Annotated in this window: 15 protein-coding genes; all 15 read right to left on the reverse strand. The window is 30.8% G+C overall.

The features are described from left to right. Positions 1–182 precede the first annotated feature (182 nt). The 15 genes from CPJCM30710_RS10340 to queG all read right to left on the reverse strand — a co-directional run bounded on the left by CPJCM30710_RS10340 (position 183) and on the right by queG (position 19,311). Complete coding sequence (locus CPJCM30710_RS10340) at positions 183–1,085, reverse strand: D-alanine--D-alanine ligase (protein ID WP_212904094.1); 903 nt, start codon at positions 1,083–1,085, stop codon at positions 183–185. 224 nt (positions 1,086–1,309) lie between these two features. Next, positions 1,310–4,078 carry a PAS domain-containing sensor histidine kinase gene (locus tag CPJCM30710_RS10345; RefSeq protein ID WP_212904095.1) on the reverse strand — a complete coding sequence of 923 codons (2,769 nt, stop codon included), beginning with the start codon at positions 4,076–4,078 and terminating at the stop codon, positions 1,310–1,312. A gap of 511 nt (positions 4,079–4,589) precedes the next feature. Beyond that, a complete protein-coding gene (locus tag CPJCM30710_RS10350) occupies positions 4,590–7,358 on the reverse strand; it encodes a PAS domain S-box protein (protein ID WP_212904096.1) in 2,769 nt (922 codons plus the stop codon). A gap of 193 nt (positions 7,359–7,551) precedes the next feature. Further along, positions 7,552–8,004 carry a methylglyoxal synthase gene (locus CPJCM30710_RS10355; RefSeq protein WP_212904097.1) on the reverse strand — a complete coding sequence of 151 codons (453 nt, stop codon included), beginning with the start codon at positions 8,002–8,004 and terminating at the stop codon, positions 7,552–7,554. A gap of 25 nt (positions 8,005–8,029) precedes the next feature. Next, positions 8,030–9,346, reverse strand: coding sequence for a gluconate:H+ symporter (locus tag CPJCM30710_RS10360; protein WP_212904098.1), 1,317 nt, complete (start codon positions 9,344–9,346; stop codon positions 8,030–8,032). A gap of 136 nt (positions 9,347–9,482) precedes the next feature. Continuing rightward, entirely contained in the window at positions 9,483–11,201 is a 1,719-nt protein-coding gene (gene ilvD / locus CPJCM30710_RS10365) for a dihydroxy-acid dehydratase (RefSeq protein WP_212904099.1), read from the reverse strand. A gap of 246 nt (positions 11,202–11,447) precedes the next feature. Next, the gene (locus CPJCM30710_RS10370; RefSeq protein ID WP_212904100.1) at positions 11,448–11,630 is read right to left on the reverse strand and encodes an FCD domain-containing protein; all 183 of its coding nucleotides are present in this window, start codon (positions 11,628–11,630) and stop codon (positions 11,448–11,450) included. A gap of 42 nt (positions 11,631–11,672) precedes the next feature. Then, on the reverse strand, positions 11,673–12,692 hold the full coding sequence (locus CPJCM30710_RS10375) for a sugar kinase (protein WP_212904101.1): 1,020 nt from the start codon (positions 12,690–12,692) through the stop codon (positions 11,673–11,675). 299 nt (positions 12,693–12,991) lie between these two features. Beyond that, positions 12,992–13,672, reverse strand: coding sequence for a FadR/GntR family transcriptional regulator (locus CPJCM30710_RS10380; RefSeq protein WP_212904102.1), 681 nt, complete (start codon positions 13,670–13,672; stop codon positions 12,992–12,994). Positions 13,673–13,771: 99 nt separating this feature from the next. Further along, positions 13,772–14,791 (reverse strand): sugar kinase, encoded by a 1,020-nt coding sequence (locus CPJCM30710_RS10385; protein ID WP_212904103.1) that lies wholly within the window; start codon positions 14,789–14,791, stop codon positions 13,772–13,774. Positions 14,792–14,800: 9 nt separating this feature from the next. Continuing rightward, the gene (locus tag CPJCM30710_RS10390) at positions 14,801–15,451 is read right to left on the reverse strand and encodes a bifunctional 2-keto-4-hydroxyglutarate aldolase/2-keto-3-deoxy-6-phosphogluconate aldolase (protein ID WP_212904104.1); all 651 of its coding nucleotides are present in this window, start codon (positions 15,449–15,451) and stop codon (positions 14,801–14,803) included. Positions 15,452–15,763: 312 nt separating this feature from the next. Further along, on the reverse strand, positions 15,764–16,528 hold the full coding sequence (locus CPJCM30710_RS10395; RefSeq protein ID WP_212904105.1) for an IclR family transcriptional regulator: 765 nt from the start codon (positions 16,526–16,528) through the stop codon (positions 15,764–15,766). Positions 16,529–16,709: 181 nt separating this feature from the next. Continuing rightward, complete coding sequence (nth, locus tag CPJCM30710_RS10400) at positions 16,710–17,345, reverse strand: endonuclease III (protein WP_212904106.1); 636 nt, start codon at positions 17,343–17,345, stop codon at positions 16,710–16,712. Positions 17,346–17,510: 165 nt separating this feature from the next. Continuing rightward, positions 17,511–18,209 (reverse strand): lysophospholipid acyltransferase family protein, encoded by a 699-nt coding sequence (locus CPJCM30710_RS10405; protein ID WP_212904107.1) that lies wholly within the window; start codon positions 18,207–18,209, stop codon positions 17,511–17,513. Between the two features lie 106 nt (positions 18,210–18,315). Continuing rightward, entirely contained in the window at positions 18,316–19,311 is a 996-nt protein-coding gene (gene queG / locus CPJCM30710_RS10410; protein WP_212904108.1) for a tRNA epoxyqueuosine(34) reductase QueG, read from the reverse strand. Positions 19,312–19,314: the final 3 nt, after the last annotated feature.

Consider the following 19,314-nt stretch of genomic DNA (forward strand, 5'->3'; position numbering starts at 1 on the left):
TTGCAGTTGGCAGACCGCAATTTTATTATATCAAAAGGAGTTTTTATATTGTGTCCCATAGCTAAAAGCTTCACTGAACCCCTGGTCTAACCAGGGGTTTTCTAATACAAAAAAGCAAGACGATATAATACGTCTTGCTTAAAGATACACAACTTGAACCGTTAACGAATTTTAATGAAGGTTTAACCTCGTTCTTTTAAAGAATGCTCTATAATTAAATCTAATAACTTAGAAAAACTTACACCTATACCTGCAGCACTTTTAGGGAAAAGACTATTTTTGGTCATTCCAGGAAGCGTATTAACCTCAAGAATATAAGGAATACCCTTACTTATTATCATATCAACCCTTGCATAAACACTACACTTTAGTGCTTCATAAGTATTAAGAGCCATCACTTCTACTTCCTTATGAAGGTTTTCTTCCAGTTCTACGATGAACTCATCAGCTCCTCCATCAGAGTATTTTGATGTAAAATCAAAGAAATCTGATTTCGGTTTAATTGCTAGTACAGGTAGCATTTTCCCATCTAAGATTGGACAAGTAATTTCATCTCCTTTTATATATTCTTCTATCATAACTTCCTTGTCCCATTTTAGCCCCTCTTCTACAGCAGCTTTTACTTCTTCTTTTCTATGAATAATAAATGTTGCAACAGAGGAACCACCACTATTAGGTTTTATAACCACAGGGTATCCCATATCTTCAATCTTCTTATAATCTATATCTTCAATCTTTTTCACAGTAAACCACTGTGCTGTTCTTATTCCTGAAGCCTTTAAAACCTTCTTAGTCATATCCTTATCCATGCACACAGCACTACTTAAGGTATCACAACCTGAATAAGGAATACCTAATGTTTGAAGAATAGCTTGTACCGTTCCATCTTCTCCAAACTTACCATGCAAAGCAAGTAAAGCAAAATCTATTCCCTGTACTTTTTCTACAATATCTTCCTTCTTATCAATCACTACAGGAATAACTTCATACTTTTCTTTATCTAAAAAAGCAATTACGGATTGTCCACTTTGTAATGATACTTCTCTTTCAGAAGATATTCCACCCATTACTACCCCGATCTTCATAATAATTACCTCCAGAATTTTATGTTATTAAATATATTTACCTATTAATTTTATTGATAAAAATACAAAAAAATAAACGAGACTTTTTAATATAAGTCTCGTTTATCATTATACCACTATATTTTACTTTATTAAAGTTGAAACACTCTTTTCGACCAGACAAAAACCGGCTTTAATTTTATTGTAATTAAAATAATTAACTTTTTCACAATATATCATAAGTTCTAACAAATATCATAAATATCAGAAAACTCTATGTTTATCCTTTCAATATTTGCTTCTTGCTTTTCATTAAAATTTTGATTTACATTGTCTATCTTCATTTCAATAAAAGGCATGTTTATTATAAACTCACTTCCTTTATTTATCTCACTTTTTACTGTTATTTTCCCGCCATGAAGTTCAACCAAAGATTTTACAAGAGATAATCCAATCCCACTACCCTCTTGCTCTCTAGTAAGGGATTTATCTACTTGTCTAAATCTTTCAAAGATTATATCTAACTTATCCTTAGGAATACCTCTTCCTGTATCCTTTACCGAAATAAATACTTCCGTTTCATTTGCATCGATAAATACAGTAATACTTCCTCCATTATCAGTAAACTTTATAGCATTAGATAATAGATTCAATATTATTCTTTCTACTTTATCCGGGTCACAGTAAATATAAAGTTCTTCTACTAATGTATCAAAAATTACTTCTATTCCCTTATTTTCAGCATAAGTAACAACAGATATAGTTATATCTTCTATAATGCCTACTATATCATGCATTCCATAGTTTAGTTTAAAATATCCAGAATCTATTTTGGTTATATCTATAAGATTGTTTATAAGTCTTAGCAGTCTATAACAATTTTGCTTCATTACTATACTATACTTATCATAAGGCATATTGATTATGTGAGTGTTAGGTTTATATATATCTAAAACCTGTAAAGCAGAAAATATTACGTTAATTGGTGTTCTTAATTCATGAGAAATGTTAGCAAAAAATTCTGTTTTGAGTTGGTCATATTGAAGAGCTTCCAGCAATCTCTTTGTACTTATTTCATGCTCATGCTGTAGCTTAATTATCTTTCTTTTTTCCGTAACATCTCTAGCCAAACATAATATCTTTGCAAGTTTTCCACCTTCAATTAAAGGAGAGTAATTTACTTCAAGATATCTTTGTTCTCCACAATGATTGAAGGAAATTTCATGTCCTATAACTGTTAATCCCTGTTCTAAATAATTTAATATGTCTTGCTCTTCACTAAAGTCAAATCCATTAAAAACGTTGCTTGCATTTTTCTGCAATAATAATTCTTTTGACTTGCCAAGTAATTCACACATTGATGGATTCACATCTAAAATGTTAAGGCTGTTAACTTCCATTAAATATATCATATCTGGACACATATTAAAAATATCCTTATATGTCTTCTCTGTCTTTTCAAGCTTTTTCACTGCATTCTTTCTCACAGTAATATCTCTTGCACTTATTATAGCACCGCCAGTTTTCTCTTTTTCTTCTATTGGATCTATTACATATTCAACATAAATAAAATTGTTTTTATTTTGTTGAATTTTACATTCATTAGTTACAGTCTTTCTTTCTTTTATACATTGTTGAATATCATTCAATACCTTTTCTACATCATCATCATGAACATTATGAATCCAAGGAACTTTTTGATAGTAGTCATTAGATCCTCCAAATAACTTTGTATATGACGGAGAACAGTATTCTATCCTTCCCTCTTTATCTACCTTACAGATTAAGTCATGAACACTATCAGTTATCTGCCTAAACTTCCTTTCGCTTTTTTGAAGCTTTATGGCAATACTTTTATTTTCTGTTTCATCTATCATAAGGACAACATATTGTTTTTTTTCCTCATTAAAAATCCCCATAACAAAAACATTAAAATAATATTTTTTCTTATCAATTCCTGTTAATGCTATGTTATCATTCCACAGCTTATTTCTATCTACTGTTACCATAATTCTAGGAATCATTTTAGCAATATCCAATTCTACTATAAGCTCATTTATCTTTTTCCCTATAATTCCTTTATAATTAAAGCATTTTTCTATTAGTGCTACTAATGATGGGTTAGCATACTCAACTTTTCCATTTTCATCTATTATAAATATGGCATTAGGAGTCTTTTCAGTAACACTATAATGCTTTAATAGCTTATTTTCTAATTTTTTAGTTTCTTCAAACACACTAAAAACAAGATTATACTTTTCTATAAATACAATCACTATCCCCACTAAAGGAAGTATTCTATAAATAATATAGAAGCAATCTGCTGCAAAAATCAAAGAACCGCTTTCACCAAAGGAATAAAAACAATAAATATATCTTAAAATCTTAAATACATAACTTAATATTACGGTAAATAAAAATATATCTTCTTTCTTTTCTAACAACTGTTTCAATACTAAAATAGCGATAAAACAAATTGAGATATTAATACAACCTAAAAGAATTTTTCGCCAAATCTCTTGATTATATATAAAGTTAACTAAAATTTTCACATCTAAATAACGAATTAGGATTCCTAGTATAAAAGTAAAAACTGTAATTAAGCAAAGTTTTTTATAATTAATCTCCTTTACTTCTTTACTTTTGTAGCAACCATATATAATGACCATGCTAACTATAGAGTAGGATACGTTTATTGTATTGTTTAAATAAGGGAATATTTGAACATTTGTATTAGAAAACAGAGATATCATATCTCCCAGTTTCAAGCCTGAAAGTACTATATAGTCTAAGGTTATAAACAAAACGTACTGTTCTTTTGACAATATAAAATAAATTAGACAAACTAAAGAAAGTACAAGGGTTAATATAAATTGAGTTGTAATTGAACTCAAAAAATATGTGTACGTAAGCTGTAATTCCTTACCTCCAATAAAAGTCAACAATACTAAAAAAAATACTATTATGCATATGCTTATATGGGCAATTCTGTTTTCTAATTTACTTATGTTCATACTGCATATCCCCTTCTGCTTATATTATATGTTCTACTTTGTGCCCTAGAGCTATATATCTAGTTAATATAAATTTTTATATACATTTCTTCAATGTTTTGATGTTTAATTTTTAAAAATAATAATCCTTAATAAAAACTTTAATTTTTTCTTTAACCAAGGATAAGCAACTTTAATCCTTAGATAACTAAATTATGAAATTCTCTATCTATAGACATATCAGGTAATCCTTTACACTGCAAGTTAATATAGTACCCACTATAATTATACTATTTCTCTCCACTTTTCCTCTACTTTTTTTACACTTTTTTTACATTTTATTTATCGCAATTATCGATATTTTTTTCATAATTTACAACATATTATAATATTTATCTCCATTCTCTTAGAATGGAGATAAATGTAACTTATTGTTATGCAGCTATTGTTCGAAACAATCTTGTTAACTCGAGTAACCTTGCTCCGTTGGGAGTATTAACCGAGAAGTCCGCTCTTCTAAAGCAGGCATGATTTACTGAATTTCATATATATCAGAAAACTCTATGCTTATCCGCTCAATCCTTGCCCCTTCTTTTTCACTTAAACTTCCAGTTACTTCTCCTTCTACTTTCTCCATAAAAGGTATGGTTACTATAAACTCACTCCCTTTATTTTCCTCACTGTATACTACTATTTGTCCATTATGAAGTTCAACTAGAGATTTCACAAGAGATAATCCGATTCCACTTCCTTCATGATCCCTTGTAAGTGATTTATCTACCTGCCTAAATCTCTCAAAGATTATATCTAGCTTGTCCTTAGGAATTCCTCTACCTGTATCTCTTACTGAAATCACTACTTCATTCTCACTTGCCTTCATAAATACATTAATTCTTCCTTTACTTTCCGTAAACTTTACAGCATTGGCCAATAAATTTAATACTATTCTCTCTATTTTATCAGCATCACAGTACATATAGAGTTCCTCTACTAATGTATCAAAAACCACTTTTACTTCCTTATTTTCAGCATAAGTAACAACAGATGTAGTTATATCTTCTACAATCTTTACTATGTCATACTTTCCGTAATTTAGTTTAAAGTAACCTGAATCTATTTTCGTTATATCAATAAGATTGTTTATAAGTCTTAATAGCCTATAGCAATTTTGCCTCATAACTCCACTATACTTCTCGTAAGGCATATTTATTATATGAGCACTTGATTTATATATATCTAAAACCTGCAAAGCAGAAAATATCACATTGATTGGTGTCCTTAACTCATGGGAAATGTTAGCAAAAAACTCCGTTTTAAGCTGATCATACTGAAGGGCTTCAACTAATCTTTTTCTATTTCTTTCATGTTCCTCTCTTAACTCTATTATCTTCTTTTTTTCCGTCACGTCTCTAGCTAAGCATAATATCTTTGTAAGTCTTCCCTCTTCACTAAAACGGGAATAATTTACTTCTAAATACCGCTGTTCCCCGCAATGATTAAAACAAACCTCATGTCCTCTAACTACTAATCCATCTTCTAAAGAATTTATTATGCTTTGTTGTTCATCCAAATTAAATCTATTAAAAATAGTTCTCGCATTTTTCTGTAATAATATTTCCTTTGGCTTGTCAAGTAATTCACACATTGATGGATTAACATCTAAAATGTTAAAGTTATTAACGTCTATCAAGTATATCATATCTGGACACATATTAAAGATATCCCTATATCTCTTTTCTGTCTTTTCAAGCTTTTCCATTGCGTTTTTCTTTATAGTTATGTTTCTTGCACTTATTATAGCACCCTTAATTTTTTGTTTTTCTTCCACAGGATTTATTACATACTCTACATCAATAAAGCTATCCTTGTTATGTTTCATTTTACATTCATTAGTTACAGTTTTGTTTTCTTTAACAGACTGCTCAATATCCTTTACAACCTTTTCCGCATCCTCAATATGAATATTATGAACCCATGGAAGCTTTTCATAATCTTCATGAGATCCACCAAACAACTTTGTATATGAAGGAGAGCAATACTCTATTCTTCCTTCTTTATCTACTTTACATATTAAATCATGAACACTGTCAGTTATCTCTCTAAACTTTCTTTCACTCTTTTGAAGTTGTAAAGCAATATTTTTATTTTCAGTTTCATCTATCATAAGGACTACATATTGTTTTTTTCCCTCATCGAAAATCCCCATAACAAAAATATTAAAATAATACTTCCTGTTATCATTGCCTGTTAAAACTATTCTATCATTCCACATTCCTTTGTTATCTACCGTTACCATAACTCTAGTAACCATTGTCATAATATCTGGCTCTAGTTTAAAGTCGTTTATCTTCTTCCCTAAAATATTACCATAATTGAAGCATTCTTTTACCAGCTTTATTAATGATTGATTAACATATTCAATTTTTTCACTTTCATCAATTATAAATATAGGATTAGGAGTTTTTTCGGTAACACTATAATACTTTAAAAGCTTATTTTCTAATTTTTTGGTTTCCTCAAACATCCTATAAACAAGGTTATATTTTTCTATAAACACAATGACTATACCCACTAATGGAAGTACCCTATAAATAATATAAAAACAATCTGCAGCAAAAATCATAAATCCATTTTCACCAAAAGAATAAACCAAATAAATATTTCTTAAAATCTTAAATACATAACTTAATATTACGGTAAACAAAAATATATCTTCTTTCTTTTCTAACAATGACTTTAATACTAAAATAGCTATAAAAGAAATTAAGATATTAAAAAAACTTAAAAGAATCTTTCGCAAAAGCTCTTGATTATATATAAAATAAATTAAAATCTTTACATCTAAATAACGAATGAACAGTCCCAGTATAAAAGTAAAAATTGTAATTAAACAAAGTTTTTTATAGTTAATTTCTTTTACTTGTTTACTTTTGTAGCACCCATATACAATAATTATACTAAATAAAGTGTATGCTATGTTTACTGTATTATTTAAATAAGGAGATATCTCAACATTAGTATTAGTAAACAGTGAAATAGCATCTCCCAGTTTAAATCCTGAAAGTACTATATAGTCTAAGGTTATAAACAAAACGTATTGTTCTTTTGACAATATAAAATAAATTAAACAAACTAATGATAGTACCAGTGTTAATATAAACTGAGGCGTAATTGAACTCAAAAAATATGTATAAGAAAGCTTTAATTCCTTATATCCAATAAGTTCTAAAAGTGCTAAAAATAATACCATTATATAGATGCATATATGAGTAACTTTTTTTTGCAATTTACTTATGTCCATACCACGTATCCCCTTGTGCTTATATTACATAATCTAATATTGTAACCTTGAACTGTATCAATGTAATTTTTCATATATATTTTTTTCTCCAATCCCCTAATATTTATTTTTAAAAAATAAACAAAAATATTCCGCTGAATTTAAAATCTTCAGCGAAATATCAATAGTATATAAATATCTAGCTATTTAGCTACTAAAAATTATCTTTTGGAATGTTACTATAATAGTTAATTATATTTCCGTCATATTCTCTTTCCATTAGACTTGATGTTAGGAGAAAATCTGCTGTAGCTTGGTTCATTGCTACTGGAATATCGTATAGCACCGCAATTCTTAGAAGTGCTTTCACATCTGGATCATGAGGTTGTGAAGTTAAAGGATCCCAGAAGAATATCATAAAATTAACTTCCCCATCCACTATCCCTGCACCAATCTGCTGATCTCCGCCTAAAGGTCCACTCTTGAAAGCTTTTACAGGAAAGCCAGTGTGTTTTGTAATTAGATTTGCCGTAGTGCCTGTACCACAAAGAAAGTGTTTACTAAGAAATTCACTATTTTTCTTCACCCAGCTTACCAATTCTACTTTTTTATTATCATGTGCTATTAAGGCAATATGCTTTTGTTTTCCTATCTTAATATTATTCATAAACATCTCCATCTAATTCTATAAATTATATAAACATATTAATTACTAATACTCCGATTAATCCCATAACAGAAATTATTGTTTCCATCATTGACCATGAAGCTATAGTTTCTCCTATGGTTAGATTAAAGTATTCCTTGAATATCCAGAACCCTGGATCGTTTACATGTGAGAAAATTAGACTTCCTGCGCCAGTTGCTAACACCATAAGTGCTGGATTTGCACCACTTGTGGCTATCATTGGAAGTACAATTCCTGCAGTTGTCATTGCTGCAACAGTAGCTGATCCAAGTGCTAAGCGTAGTATAGCAGCAATTAACCACGCTAGTACTAATGGTGATATATTAGTGCCTGCCATCATAGTAGCTATATACTTACCTACCCCACTGTCTATAAGTACTTGCTTTAAAGCTCCACCACCACCAATGATTAGGAGAATCATTGCAACACTGCTTATTGAGCTAGAAACAATTTTCATAATATCTTCCATTTTCTTTCCTCTAGCTAAACCTAGAGTATACATAGATACTAATACTGAAATTAACATAGCCATAACAGGATCTCCAATGAAATGTACTAACGCTCTAGCATAAGTTCCATTGGCAAGAGTCATTTCTCCTATAGCAGAAGCACCCATTAATACAATTGGAATTAGAGCAGTGAACATGCAGGTACCAAAGCTTGGCATCTCCTCTTCTTTAAATATTCTAGGGTTAAATAATCCCTTTGGCGGTTCTTTTTCAAATCTCTTTAAGAGTTTAGAAAATAATGGTCCTGCTATAATAACAGTAGGTATGGCGATCATTATGCCGTATAATAAAACCGTGCTTACATTTGCCCCATAAATTACAGCTATAGCTGTTGGACCTGGATGTGGAGGTAAGAATCCATGTGTTACAGATAATGCTGCTGCCATCGGTACACCTACGTATAATAATGGCAATTCTGCTGATGCACAAACTGTAAATACTATTGGAATTAATAGTACGAAACCAACTTCATAGAACATTGCAATACCAACTACAAAACCAGTTATAAGTAGTGCCCATTGAACATTTTTCTTACCAAACTTATCTATCAAAGTTGTAGAAATTCTTTGAGCGGCACCACTTTCGGCTATAAGATTTCCGATCATGGCACCAAATCCAACTACCAACGCCATATGGCCTAAAGTTCCTCCAACACCACCTTCAACAGACTTAACAACTTTGTCTAATGGCATTCCTTCTGCAACAGCAACAAACAAAGAAACTAAAACTAAAGATATGAAACCGTTTATTTTAAAACCAATCATTAACAGAAGTAATATTGCTACTCCAATAGCTACTATTATTAAAGGCATAATTGTATCCTCCTCATTAAATTACTTTTTTATTAATACCCTTTTATGTTTTAGTGGGAGATATAGAGTATTTCTACTCCATATCTCATTGCTAGTCGTATAACTTTAAATTCAAGGTAGAAATCTATTGAATAGATTACTCCATATATCCGCCCTTCATTGGAGATACTGCTAACTTCGTATAAATTCCTAGAGCACCTTTTGTGTACTTTGGTGCTGGCTTAACCCATCTAGTTTTTCTTTCTTTTAGAATTTCTTCAATTTCTTCTTGAGATTTTTCAACTCCATTTACACCAATTATATCTAATGTTCTTGCATAAATATCTACCTTTATTAAATCACCATCTTCTACTAACGCTATTGGTCCGCCTTCACAAGCTTCAGGTGAAACGTGTCCGATTGCTGGTCCTCTAGTAGCTCCTGAAAATCTACCATCTGTAATTAAAGCTATTGACTCTACTAAGGTAGGATCCGAGGCGATTGCTTCAGTAGTATAGAACATTTCTGGCATTCCTGAACCCTTTGGTCCCTCATATCTTATAAACACCGCATCTCCTGGGTTTACTGCTCTAGTAATTACAGCCTTGTATGCATCTTCTTCACAGTTAAATGTTCTTGCTTTAAGTACAACTTGCATTAACTTTTCAGAAACTGCTGAATGCTTTACAACCGCACCTTCTGGAGCAAGATTTCCCTTAAGTATTGCAATTGCTCCTTGCTTCTTAATTGGGTTCTCTTTTGTCTTTATGATATCTTCTTTCTTTACTCCAACAGCTTTTAAATATTCGTTACATCTGTGGTAGTAACCATTCTCTTTAAGTTCCTCTAAGTTTTCACCTAAAGTTTTTCCTGTTACTGTCATAACATCTAAGTGTAAGAATTCTTTAATTTCTTCCATTATTGCCGGAACCCCACCAGCATACCAGAAGTAATTGCCTGGATAGAATCCACTTGGTCTTATATTTAAAATGAAAGGAATCTTTCTGTGTATCTCATCAAAAAGGCTTGGCTCAATTTCAAAACCTATTTCATGTGCTATAGCAGGAATATGAAGTAAGCTGTTACTTGATCCTGCTATAGCTGCATGCACCATAATAGCATTTTCAAAAGTCTTCATTGTTAATATATCAGAAGGTTTTAAATTATTGACTGCAATATTTAGTGCATGTCTCCCAGCATTCTTTGCTGCTTCCTTTAACTCTTTTGAAGTAGAAGGCATTAATGCTGTTCCTGGTAAAGCTAATCCTAAAGCTTCAGCCATTACTTGCATTGTAGACGCCGTTCCCATGAAAGAACAAGCTCCACAGCTTGGACACGCATTATGCTTATAATATACATATTGCTCTTCAGTTATTTCTCCTCTTTCCTTCATCGCACTGTACTTCCCTATTTGCTCTAAGGTTAACATATCAGGACCAGCATTCATTATTCCCCCTGGAATAACTACTGATGGCATATTCATTCTTGCAATAGCCATTAAATGAGCTGGCATTGACTTATCACAACTAGCTATAAATATACCTGCATCGAAAGGAGTTGCTTCTGTTTGAATTTCTATCATATTAGCAATCATATCTCTTGATGCTAAGGAATAGTTCATTCCATCATGCCCCTGAGCCTCTCCATCACACATATCTGTAACAAAATACTTTGCAGGACGTCCTCCTTCTTTGAAAACTTCTTGAAAAGCTTCCTCCACTAAAACATCAAGATGAGCACTTCCTGGATGACTATGACCAAATGAACTTTGAATTACTATCTGAGGTTTTGATAAATCCTCAACCTTCCATCCAGAGCCTATTCTTAAAGAATCTATCTCTGGTGCTTTTTGTCTAATTTCTTGACTTCTTAACATTCTCTTCACCCCTTAATCATTCTTGTACTACAAGCACATAAGCTATAACGCTATATTCCTTTAATATCAAGTATATTTTCGGTATTTTCACTTTAATATTAATCAAGTTGTATTACAACCTCTAACTATATATTAATATGTAAACGATAATATGTCAATACTTTTTTCACTTCATAAAATTAGGTTTCATAATGCAAAACACCACTGTAATCTAATATCACAGTGGTGTTTTAAAGTTAAAATTAACTAATCATTATTTAAGCTTTTCAAATCCCTAATTGTTCTTTCTATATGCCTTCTTATAAATATAGCTGCAAGTTCTGAGTTTCTATTTTTTAAGGCATCTAATATCAGTTTGTGTTCTCTTATACCTCCTAAAGGTCCTAAGCTCTTATAAAGACTTTTTTGATGATATGATAATAAATCCATTAATATTTCATATACCTTTACCACTTATGGATAATAATTAATCTATCTTTGAACACTACCTGATGTATTTCCATTTAACAACTCAGTAATTTCTGCTTCTGTAGAAAGATTAAAGTCTCCAGATATGGTATGTTTAAGTACTGATGCTGCAACTCCAAACTCTAATGCTTCTTTGCAGTCTTCCCCTTTTATAAGCTTGTAAAGTAAACCTGAAGCAAAGGCGTCTCCACCGCCAACTCTATCTTCTATGTGAAAAGTATATTTTTTTGATTCATGTAATTCATTTCCGTCATAAATTATTGCTGATAGTCCATTCTTAGATGCAGAATAGTTTTCTCTAAGAGTAGTTGTAATATATTTTATATTGAACTTTTTTCTCATCCGTGAAAAAATCTTTATAAACCTTTCTTTATCTAAATCCTTGCTAGTAAAGTCTTCTATACCAGTTGTAGCAACTTCTTCTACACTAGATAACCAACCTATACATACATCTACACCTTGGATTAATGGAATCATCACTTTTTCAAATTCTTTCTTGCTCCAAAGTCCTTTTCTATAATTTAAGTCCACACTTATAGGTATTTTTAATGCTTTAGCTACTTCTACTGCTTTTTGTATAAATCTTATACAATTTTCTCCCAAGGCCGGAGTTATACCTGAAAAGTGAAACCACTCAACATCCTTAAATATCTCTATAAAGTCGAAATCATCTACATTTATCTTAGTAATTGAAGATGCTGCTCTATCATATACAACCTTTGATGGTCTAACTGAAGTTCCTTTTTCTAAAAAATATATACCTACTCTTTTTCCACCTCTAGCAATATAATCAGTTTTTACACCATATCTTCTTATATAATTCACTGCACTATCACCTAAAGGATTATCTGGTAACTTAGTTACAAAATAAGAATCTAACCCAAAGTTTGCAAGAGCAACAGCTACATTTGCTTCCGCTCCCCCATAAATAGCATCAAAGCTTTCTGATTGAACAAATCTCTTTTTATCTGGAGTTGAAAGTCTAAGTAATATCTCTCCTAAGGTTACAACTTTTTTCGCCATAACTTCCTCCTATTCCTAGCTCTAACAGCTTTTAATCTTACTTCTTGACTTTTTAACATTTTCTTCGCACTTAAACACTCTTGTATTACAAATTTACAAACATAAATGCTATACTTCTTTAATATTAAGTGTATTTCAGGTATTTTTACTGTGATATTAATTAAGTTGTATTACAACTTCTGAATATATATTAATATGTAAACGTTGATAAGTCAACATTTTTTTCACAATGCAAAAATCTATTTCACAATACAAAACACCACTGTGATATTAAATCACAGTGGTGTTTTTAACATTAACTAATCATTGTTTAAGCTTTTCAAATCTCTAATTGTTCTTTCTATATGCCTTCTTATAAATATAGCTGTAAGTTCTGAGTCTCTATTTTTTAAGGCATCTAATATCTGCTTGTGTTCTCGTATACCTCCTAAAGGTCCTAAACTCTTATAAAGGCTTTTTTGATGATATGATAATAAATCCCTTAATATTTCATATACCTTTACCACTAGTGGATTACCACTTCCTTGTGCTATTTTTATATGAAAATCAAGATCTTTAGCAGTAAACTTATCCATGTCATCCTTGAAATTAATCATTTCATGATAACATTCTTCAAGCTCTATAATAATTGAATCATCGCATCTTATAGCGCAAAATCTAGCACTTTCTACTTCAATCATCAATCTAAATTCCAATATATCCAAATAATCAGTTATATCTAATGTAATCATAGGCAGAAGGCTATTTAAATAAACAGGTGCACTTAATTCATTTACAAAAGTTCCTTCTCCCTGTCTTTTACTTAAAATACTTAAAGCTACCATTTTTTCTATAGCTTCTCTTACTGATACTCTACTTACCCCTAACTCTTTAACTAGCTGAGGCTCAGACATAATCTTCGTACCTTTAGTCCACTCTCCACTAATTATCTTATCTTTTATTTCATTGAAAACCTTATCACTTGTTCTACCAGTATCCATAATATACTCCTTTAACTCACATAATCAGTACTATTTAATTATAATATATTTTTAACTACATTATAATTAAATAGTTAGGTATTATGGATAATAATTAATCTATCTTTGAACACTACCAGATGTATTTCCATTTAACAACTCAGTGATTTCTCCTTCTGTAGAAAAGTTAAAGTCTCCAGATATAGTATGCTTATACACAGATGCTGCAACTCCGAACTCTAATGCTTCTTTGCAGTCTTCCCCTTTTATAAGCTTGTAAAGTAAACCTGAAGCAAAGGCGTCTCCACCACCAACTCTATCTTCTATGTGAAAAGTATATTTTTTTGATTCATATAATTCATTTCCATCATAAATTATTGCTGATAGTCCATTCTTAGATGCAGAATAGTTTTCTCTAAGAGTAGTTGCAATATACTTTATATTAAACTGCTCTCTCATCCTTGAGAAAATCTTTGTAAACCTTTCTCTATCTAAATCCTTGTTAGCAAAATCTTCTATACCAGTTGTAGCAACTTCTTCTACACTAGATAACCATCCTATACATACATCTACACCTTGAATTAATGGAATCATTACTTTTTCAAATTCTTCCTTGCTCCAAAGTCCTTTTCTATAATTCAAATCCACGCTTATAGGTATTTGTAATGCTTTAGCTACTTCTACTGCTTTTTGTATAAAGCTTATACACTTTTCTCCTAAAGCTGGAGTTATTCCTGAAAAATGAAACCACTTAGCATCTTTAAATATCTCTATAAAGTCAACATCATCTATGTTTATATCAGTTATTGAAGATGCTGCTCTATCATATACAACCTTCGATGGTCTAACTGAAGTTCCTTTTTCTAAAAAATATATACCTACTCTTTTTCCACCTCTAACAATATAATCAGTTTTTACACCATATCTTCTTATATAGTTCACTGCACTATCGCCTAAAGGATTATCTGGTAATTTAGTTACAAAATGAGAATCTAACCCAAAGTTTGCAAGAGCAACAGCTACATTTGCTTCTCCCCCTCCATAAGTGGCATCGAAGCTTTCTGCTTGAACAAATCTCTTTTTATCTGGCGTTGAAAGTCTAAGTAATAGCTCTCCTAAGGTTACAACTTTATTAGCCATAAATTCCTCCTATTTAGCAGCTCTAACAGCCTTTACTTTTTCAACAAAAGCCTTTGCAGTTTCAGTAACTAATTCATAATTTCCAGTTTTTGCACCTTCGATTAATTTTCCGCCTACTCCTACTGCTATACATCCATTGTTAATCCATTCATGTACATTTTCTAAGCTAACTCCTCCAGTAGGCATTATTGGTGCTTGTGGTAATGGTGCTTTTATATCTTTTACTATGCTTGGTCCATAAGCACTTCCTGGGAATAACTTTACTACATCAACTCCTGCTTCCATAGCTTTTATTACTTCTGTAATTGTCATGCAACCAGCCATGTATGGTATTTGGTATCTATTACATAGTTTTGCAGTTTCTAAGTCAAAGCCAGGGCTTACTATGTAAGCTGCGCCTGCTAAAATTGCTATTCTTGCAGTTTCACTATCAAGTACAGTACCAGCACCTACTACTAGTTCTTCTTCATCAAACTTTTCTTTTAATGAGCTTATTACTTTATCTGCGTTTGGTACTGTGAAAGTAACTTCTATAGCACTTATTCCACCTTCTAAGCAAGCCTTAGAAATCTTTTCTGCCATATCATCATTTTCTGCTCTAACTACTGCTACTACTCCTACGTCAGTTATCTTTTTTAATGTTTCTATTTTTTTAATCATAATTATATCCCCCTAATAATAATAAGTTTTCGTGTTATCCTTTTCTAATTTTATTATACAGAACGTAGTTTCATATATCAAAACCGAAAAAAACTTATCTGTTGTGTTTTTCTGTAAATATCTTAAAAAATCGATGTATATCTTATGATTTGCTTATTTTATTATACAAAACTTTGTTTCATATTATGAAACAAAAAAATTCATGAAAATAGCCTCGACATGCAATGCTTTTTCATGAATTATAAGTTCAGTTATGAAGTTGTGTATCTATAGCTTTAGTCAAATTTCATGACAATATATAAAGGAACCTGGTTAGATTCCTTTATAACCAAGTTCCTTTGATATTTTATTAGCATATTCTTTTAAAAGTTGTGCATATGCTTCAATTTTATCCTCTGTGAAGCTTATTATAGGACCTGATACACTTATTGCTCCGCATACTTCTTCCTTATAATTAAATACAGACGTACCTATGCATCTTACACCTAATTCATTTTCCTGTTCATCAACAGCATATCCTCTTTCTCTCACTAATTTAAGATGTTCCTTAAACTCGTTTAAATCCGTAATAGTATATTGAGTTAACTGCTTTATTTCACTAGTATTCCATATTTCTTCTACTTCTTCATCACTCATATGTGAAAGCATAGATTTTCCAACAGCAGTACAGCAAACAGCTGCTCTCCTCCCAATTCTAGAATGCATTCTTATGGTATTTTCTGATTCTACCTTAGATACATAAACTATTTCATTACCTTCTCTTACAACAAGGTGAACAACCTCATTAGTCTTTTCCATTAATTCATGTAGAAATGGCCTAGAAACTGTTACCACATTTAATTTCTCTACCTTTTTACTTCCTAATTCAAAAAGTTTTAGTGTAAGTTTATATTTATTAGTTGTGCTGCTTTGCTCAACATAGCCTTTATAAATTAGTGTTGCTAACAATCTATGTATAGTACTCTTATGCAGACCTACTTTTTCACTTATTTCTGTTATTCCCAGCCCATCTTCATATTCAGATAAAACTTCTAATATTGAAAGAGATCTATCTACTGATTGAACGACTTCTTGCATTATACGACATCCCTTCTCCCTTATAAATTACTATAATATATTATAGTTAATACACACCGTTTTAAAAAGACATTTTTAAAAGAATTATTAAATTGGAGTCAGATTTCACTTTGTGAAATAACAACAAATTACATATAAAAAAAGTATGTTTGTTTTCCAACATACTTTTTATCAACAAATCCTAAGTCTTAGATACATTATCATAATATTTGCAGTAATCTCTTACAGTGCAGTTTCCACACTTAGGAGCTCTTGCAGAACAACATCTTCTTCCATGAAATATTAGAAGATGATGAGCAAGAGACCATTCTTCTTTAGGAAGTTCTTTCTGAAGCTGCATCTCTACATCATAAACATTTTCTGAATTTGCAAGTCCAATTCTATTAGCTACCCTAAATACATGTGTGTCTACTGCTATAGAAGGTACACCAAAAGCATTGGATAATACTACATTAGCAGTCTTTCTTCCTGCACCAGCAAGTGATGTTATACCTTCCATAGTATTTGGTACTTCTCCATTATATTTATCCTTTAACTGTCTACACATCATCATTAGATTCTTTGCTTTATTTCTATAAAGTCCTATACTTTTAATTCTTTCTTCTAACTCCTCCTGAGTAAGTTTTAAGAAATCATCTACTGTTGGATATTCCTTAAAAAGACTTTCAGTAACTTCATTTACTTTCTTATCAGTGGTTTGAGCTGAAAGTATTGTAGCCACTAAAAGCTGAAATGGAGTTTTATAATTTAACTCACATTTTGCATCAGGATAGTGCTCTTTTAAAAGTTCTAATATCTCTTTATTGTTTTCCTTCATATTTATCACCTTTGTTAAATACACAGGTTCAATTTGAAAAACATTAAAACATAGATATCTTTAATTTTATTTGTTCTCACTTCACAAAGTAAATCCTTAATAAAAGCTAAGCAACTTCAATGTCACTCAATTTCATTCATATATTGAACTTGTGTATATTTATTATTAACGATAATATCCTCTGTACTCCTCTGGAAGAAGCTTTGCTACTGACTTCATCATATAATTTAAAACTCTATCTTCATATTGATTTTTATCTTCTTCCTTATTTTTATTAGGAAAAGTTATTGGTTCACCAATATTTATTCTTACCTCTGTATTATGCCATGTCTCTTTTGCCATATCTCCTTCCTTATTTACAGGAAGAAGCTTATCAGTTCCACTCATACCAATAGGAACTATTGGTGCTTTAGTAAGTTTTGCAATTAGAAGTATTCCTTTTTTGGCTTCTATCATAGAACCAGTTCTACTTCTTGTACCTTCTGGAAAGATGACAAGATTGCTGCCTTCTTTAACAGCCTTAACAATCCTAGTTAAAGCTTCCTTATCTGCAGAATTAGGTTTTATTGTAATTGTCTTTACAACCATTGTACCTATATTAGTAACAGGATCATTTGAAAGCTTAACTCCTGCAACAAAATATGGATCATATTCCTTAAGTACTTTATCTAATACTAACCCATCAGAATTGCTTAAATGATTACATATAAATATTTTTGCCCCTTGTGCCTTTTTTATATTCTCCATTCCTTCAACTTTAATATCTGCATACTTATTCAAGTAGTAATTTACCATCTTATTAGCAGCAAATCTAAACCAGCTTTCTGGAAGATGATTTAATATCTTAGCTGTCAAAACATTCATTTAAATCTCCCTCACATTCCTTTTTATATATGCACACAAGTTCATAATTAAATATAGACTTTAGAAAAACCATAAAAAGCCTACGCTATCCACAAATTCAATTATATTACAATTTCTTAAACTTTAAAAGTCTCTCTTGATATCCTTTAACATATGGAGAACTTATAACTTCCTTAGAAATATCTTTATTTTCATATAAAGCTTTTCTAATTAAAGCATTTCTCTGGAGAACATTTTTCCCTCTCCATCCACAAGAAGTTTTTTTCAAACTTTCCTTAAATCCCCCATTGTTTATAGTGATTATCTTATCATAATCACTATCATTCATAAATTCTAAAGGATAAAACTCATTGAGTACAGACAACTGAACCTTATTATTGAAAGGACATCCTTTTTGGCAACTATCACATCCGAAAACTCTGCCATCTAAAAGTTTTATCCAGTTATCGTCTATTTCCTTCTTTTGCGTAATATAAGATAAACATATATTTGAATTTATTTTTGCTTTATTAATTGATTTTGTAGGACATTCATTAAAACATATTTCACAACTTTTACATTCTTTAAACTCTAAGATATCATGAAATTGTCTTTTAGTTGAAGAAGGAATCTGCATATCAGTTATTATTTCTCCTAAGAATACATATGAACCATATTTTTCTGTAATTAACATATTATTTTTCCCTATAAAACCTAGACCACAAAGATATGCAATATATCTCTCTGGGAGAGTATTGCTATCTACAAAACTTATAGCTTTTCCACCAAGACTTTCAATATAATCACATATTTTATTTAAATATTTCTTAACTAAAACATGATAATCCTGTCCTCTTGTATAAACTGAAAAACCATTATCTACATAATCTACTCCATGAAGATAAGGGAAAGCTATAGAAATAATAGTCTTTCCCTCATCCATATAGTGTTTAGGATTTATTCTTTTTTCGATTTCCTCTTCTTCAAACTCATTTTCAAGGCCTGTTGCTTTTCTATTTTCATAAAAACTCCTTAGTTCATGAAAAACTCTACATTCCGTAAAACCAACTAAATCTAAGCCCAATTTATTACAAAAACTCATTATATTTTCTCTTAAATCCATTGT

It is taken from the genome of Clostridium polyendosporum (assembly GCF_018332455.1).
Classification (GTDB): Bacteria; Bacillota; Clostridia; order Clostridiales; family Clostridiaceae; genus Clostridium_AY; species Clostridium_AY polyendosporum.

Coding starts and splice junctions, on each gene's coding strand:
- CPJCM30710_RS10340 (WP_212904094.1), bottom strand. CDS start 1,085: ATGAAGATCGGGGTAGTAATGGGTGGAATATCTTCTGAAAGAGAAGTA.
- CPJCM30710_RS10345 (WP_212904095.1), bottom strand. CDS start 4,078: ATGAACATAAGTAAATTAGAAAACAGAATTGCCCATATAAGCATATGC.
- CPJCM30710_RS10350 (WP_212904096.1), bottom strand. CDS start 7,358: ATGGACATAAGTAAATTGCAAAAAAAAGTTACTCATATATGCATCTAT.
- CPJCM30710_RS10355 (WP_212904097.1), bottom strand. CDS start 8,004: ATGAATAATATTAAGATAGGAAAACAAAAGCATATTGCCTTAATAGCA.
- CPJCM30710_RS10360 (WP_212904098.1), bottom strand. CDS start 9,346: ATGCCTTTAATAATAGTAGCTATTGGAGTAGCAATATTACTTCTGTTA.
- ilvD (WP_212904099.1), bottom strand. CDS start 11,201: ATGTTAAGAAGTCAAGAAATTAGACAAAAAGCACCAGAGATAGATTCT.
- CPJCM30710_RS10370 (WP_212904100.1), bottom strand. CDS start 11,630: ATGGATTTATTATCATATCATCAAAAAAGTCTTTATAAGAGCTTAGGA.
- CPJCM30710_RS10375 (WP_212904101.1), bottom strand. CDS start 12,692: ATGGCGAAAAAAGTTGTAACCTTAGGAGAGATATTACTTAGACTTTCA.
- CPJCM30710_RS10380 (WP_212904102.1), bottom strand. CDS start 13,672: ATGGATACTGGTAGAACAAGTGATAAGGTTTTCAATGAAATAAAAGAT.
- CPJCM30710_RS10385 (WP_212904103.1), bottom strand. CDS start 14,791: ATGGCTAATAAAGTTGTAACCTTAGGAGAGCTATTACTTAGACTTTCA.
- CPJCM30710_RS10390 (WP_212904104.1), bottom strand. CDS start 15,451: ATGATTAAAAAAATAGAAACATTAAAAAAGATAACTGACGTAGGAGTA.
- CPJCM30710_RS10395 (WP_212904105.1), bottom strand. CDS start 16,528: ATGCAAGAAGTCGTTCAATCAGTAGATAGATCTCTTTCAATATTAGAA.
- nth (WP_212904106.1), bottom strand. CDS start 17,345: ATGAAGGAAAACAATAAAGAGATATTAGAACTTTTAAAAGAGCACTAT.
- CPJCM30710_RS10405 (WP_212904107.1), bottom strand. CDS start 18,209: ATGAATGTTTTGACAGCTAAGATATTAAATCATCTTCCAGAAAGCTGG.
- queG (WP_212904108.1), bottom strand. CDS start 19,311: ATGGATTTAAGAGAAAATATAATGAGTTTTTGTAATAAATTGGGCTTA.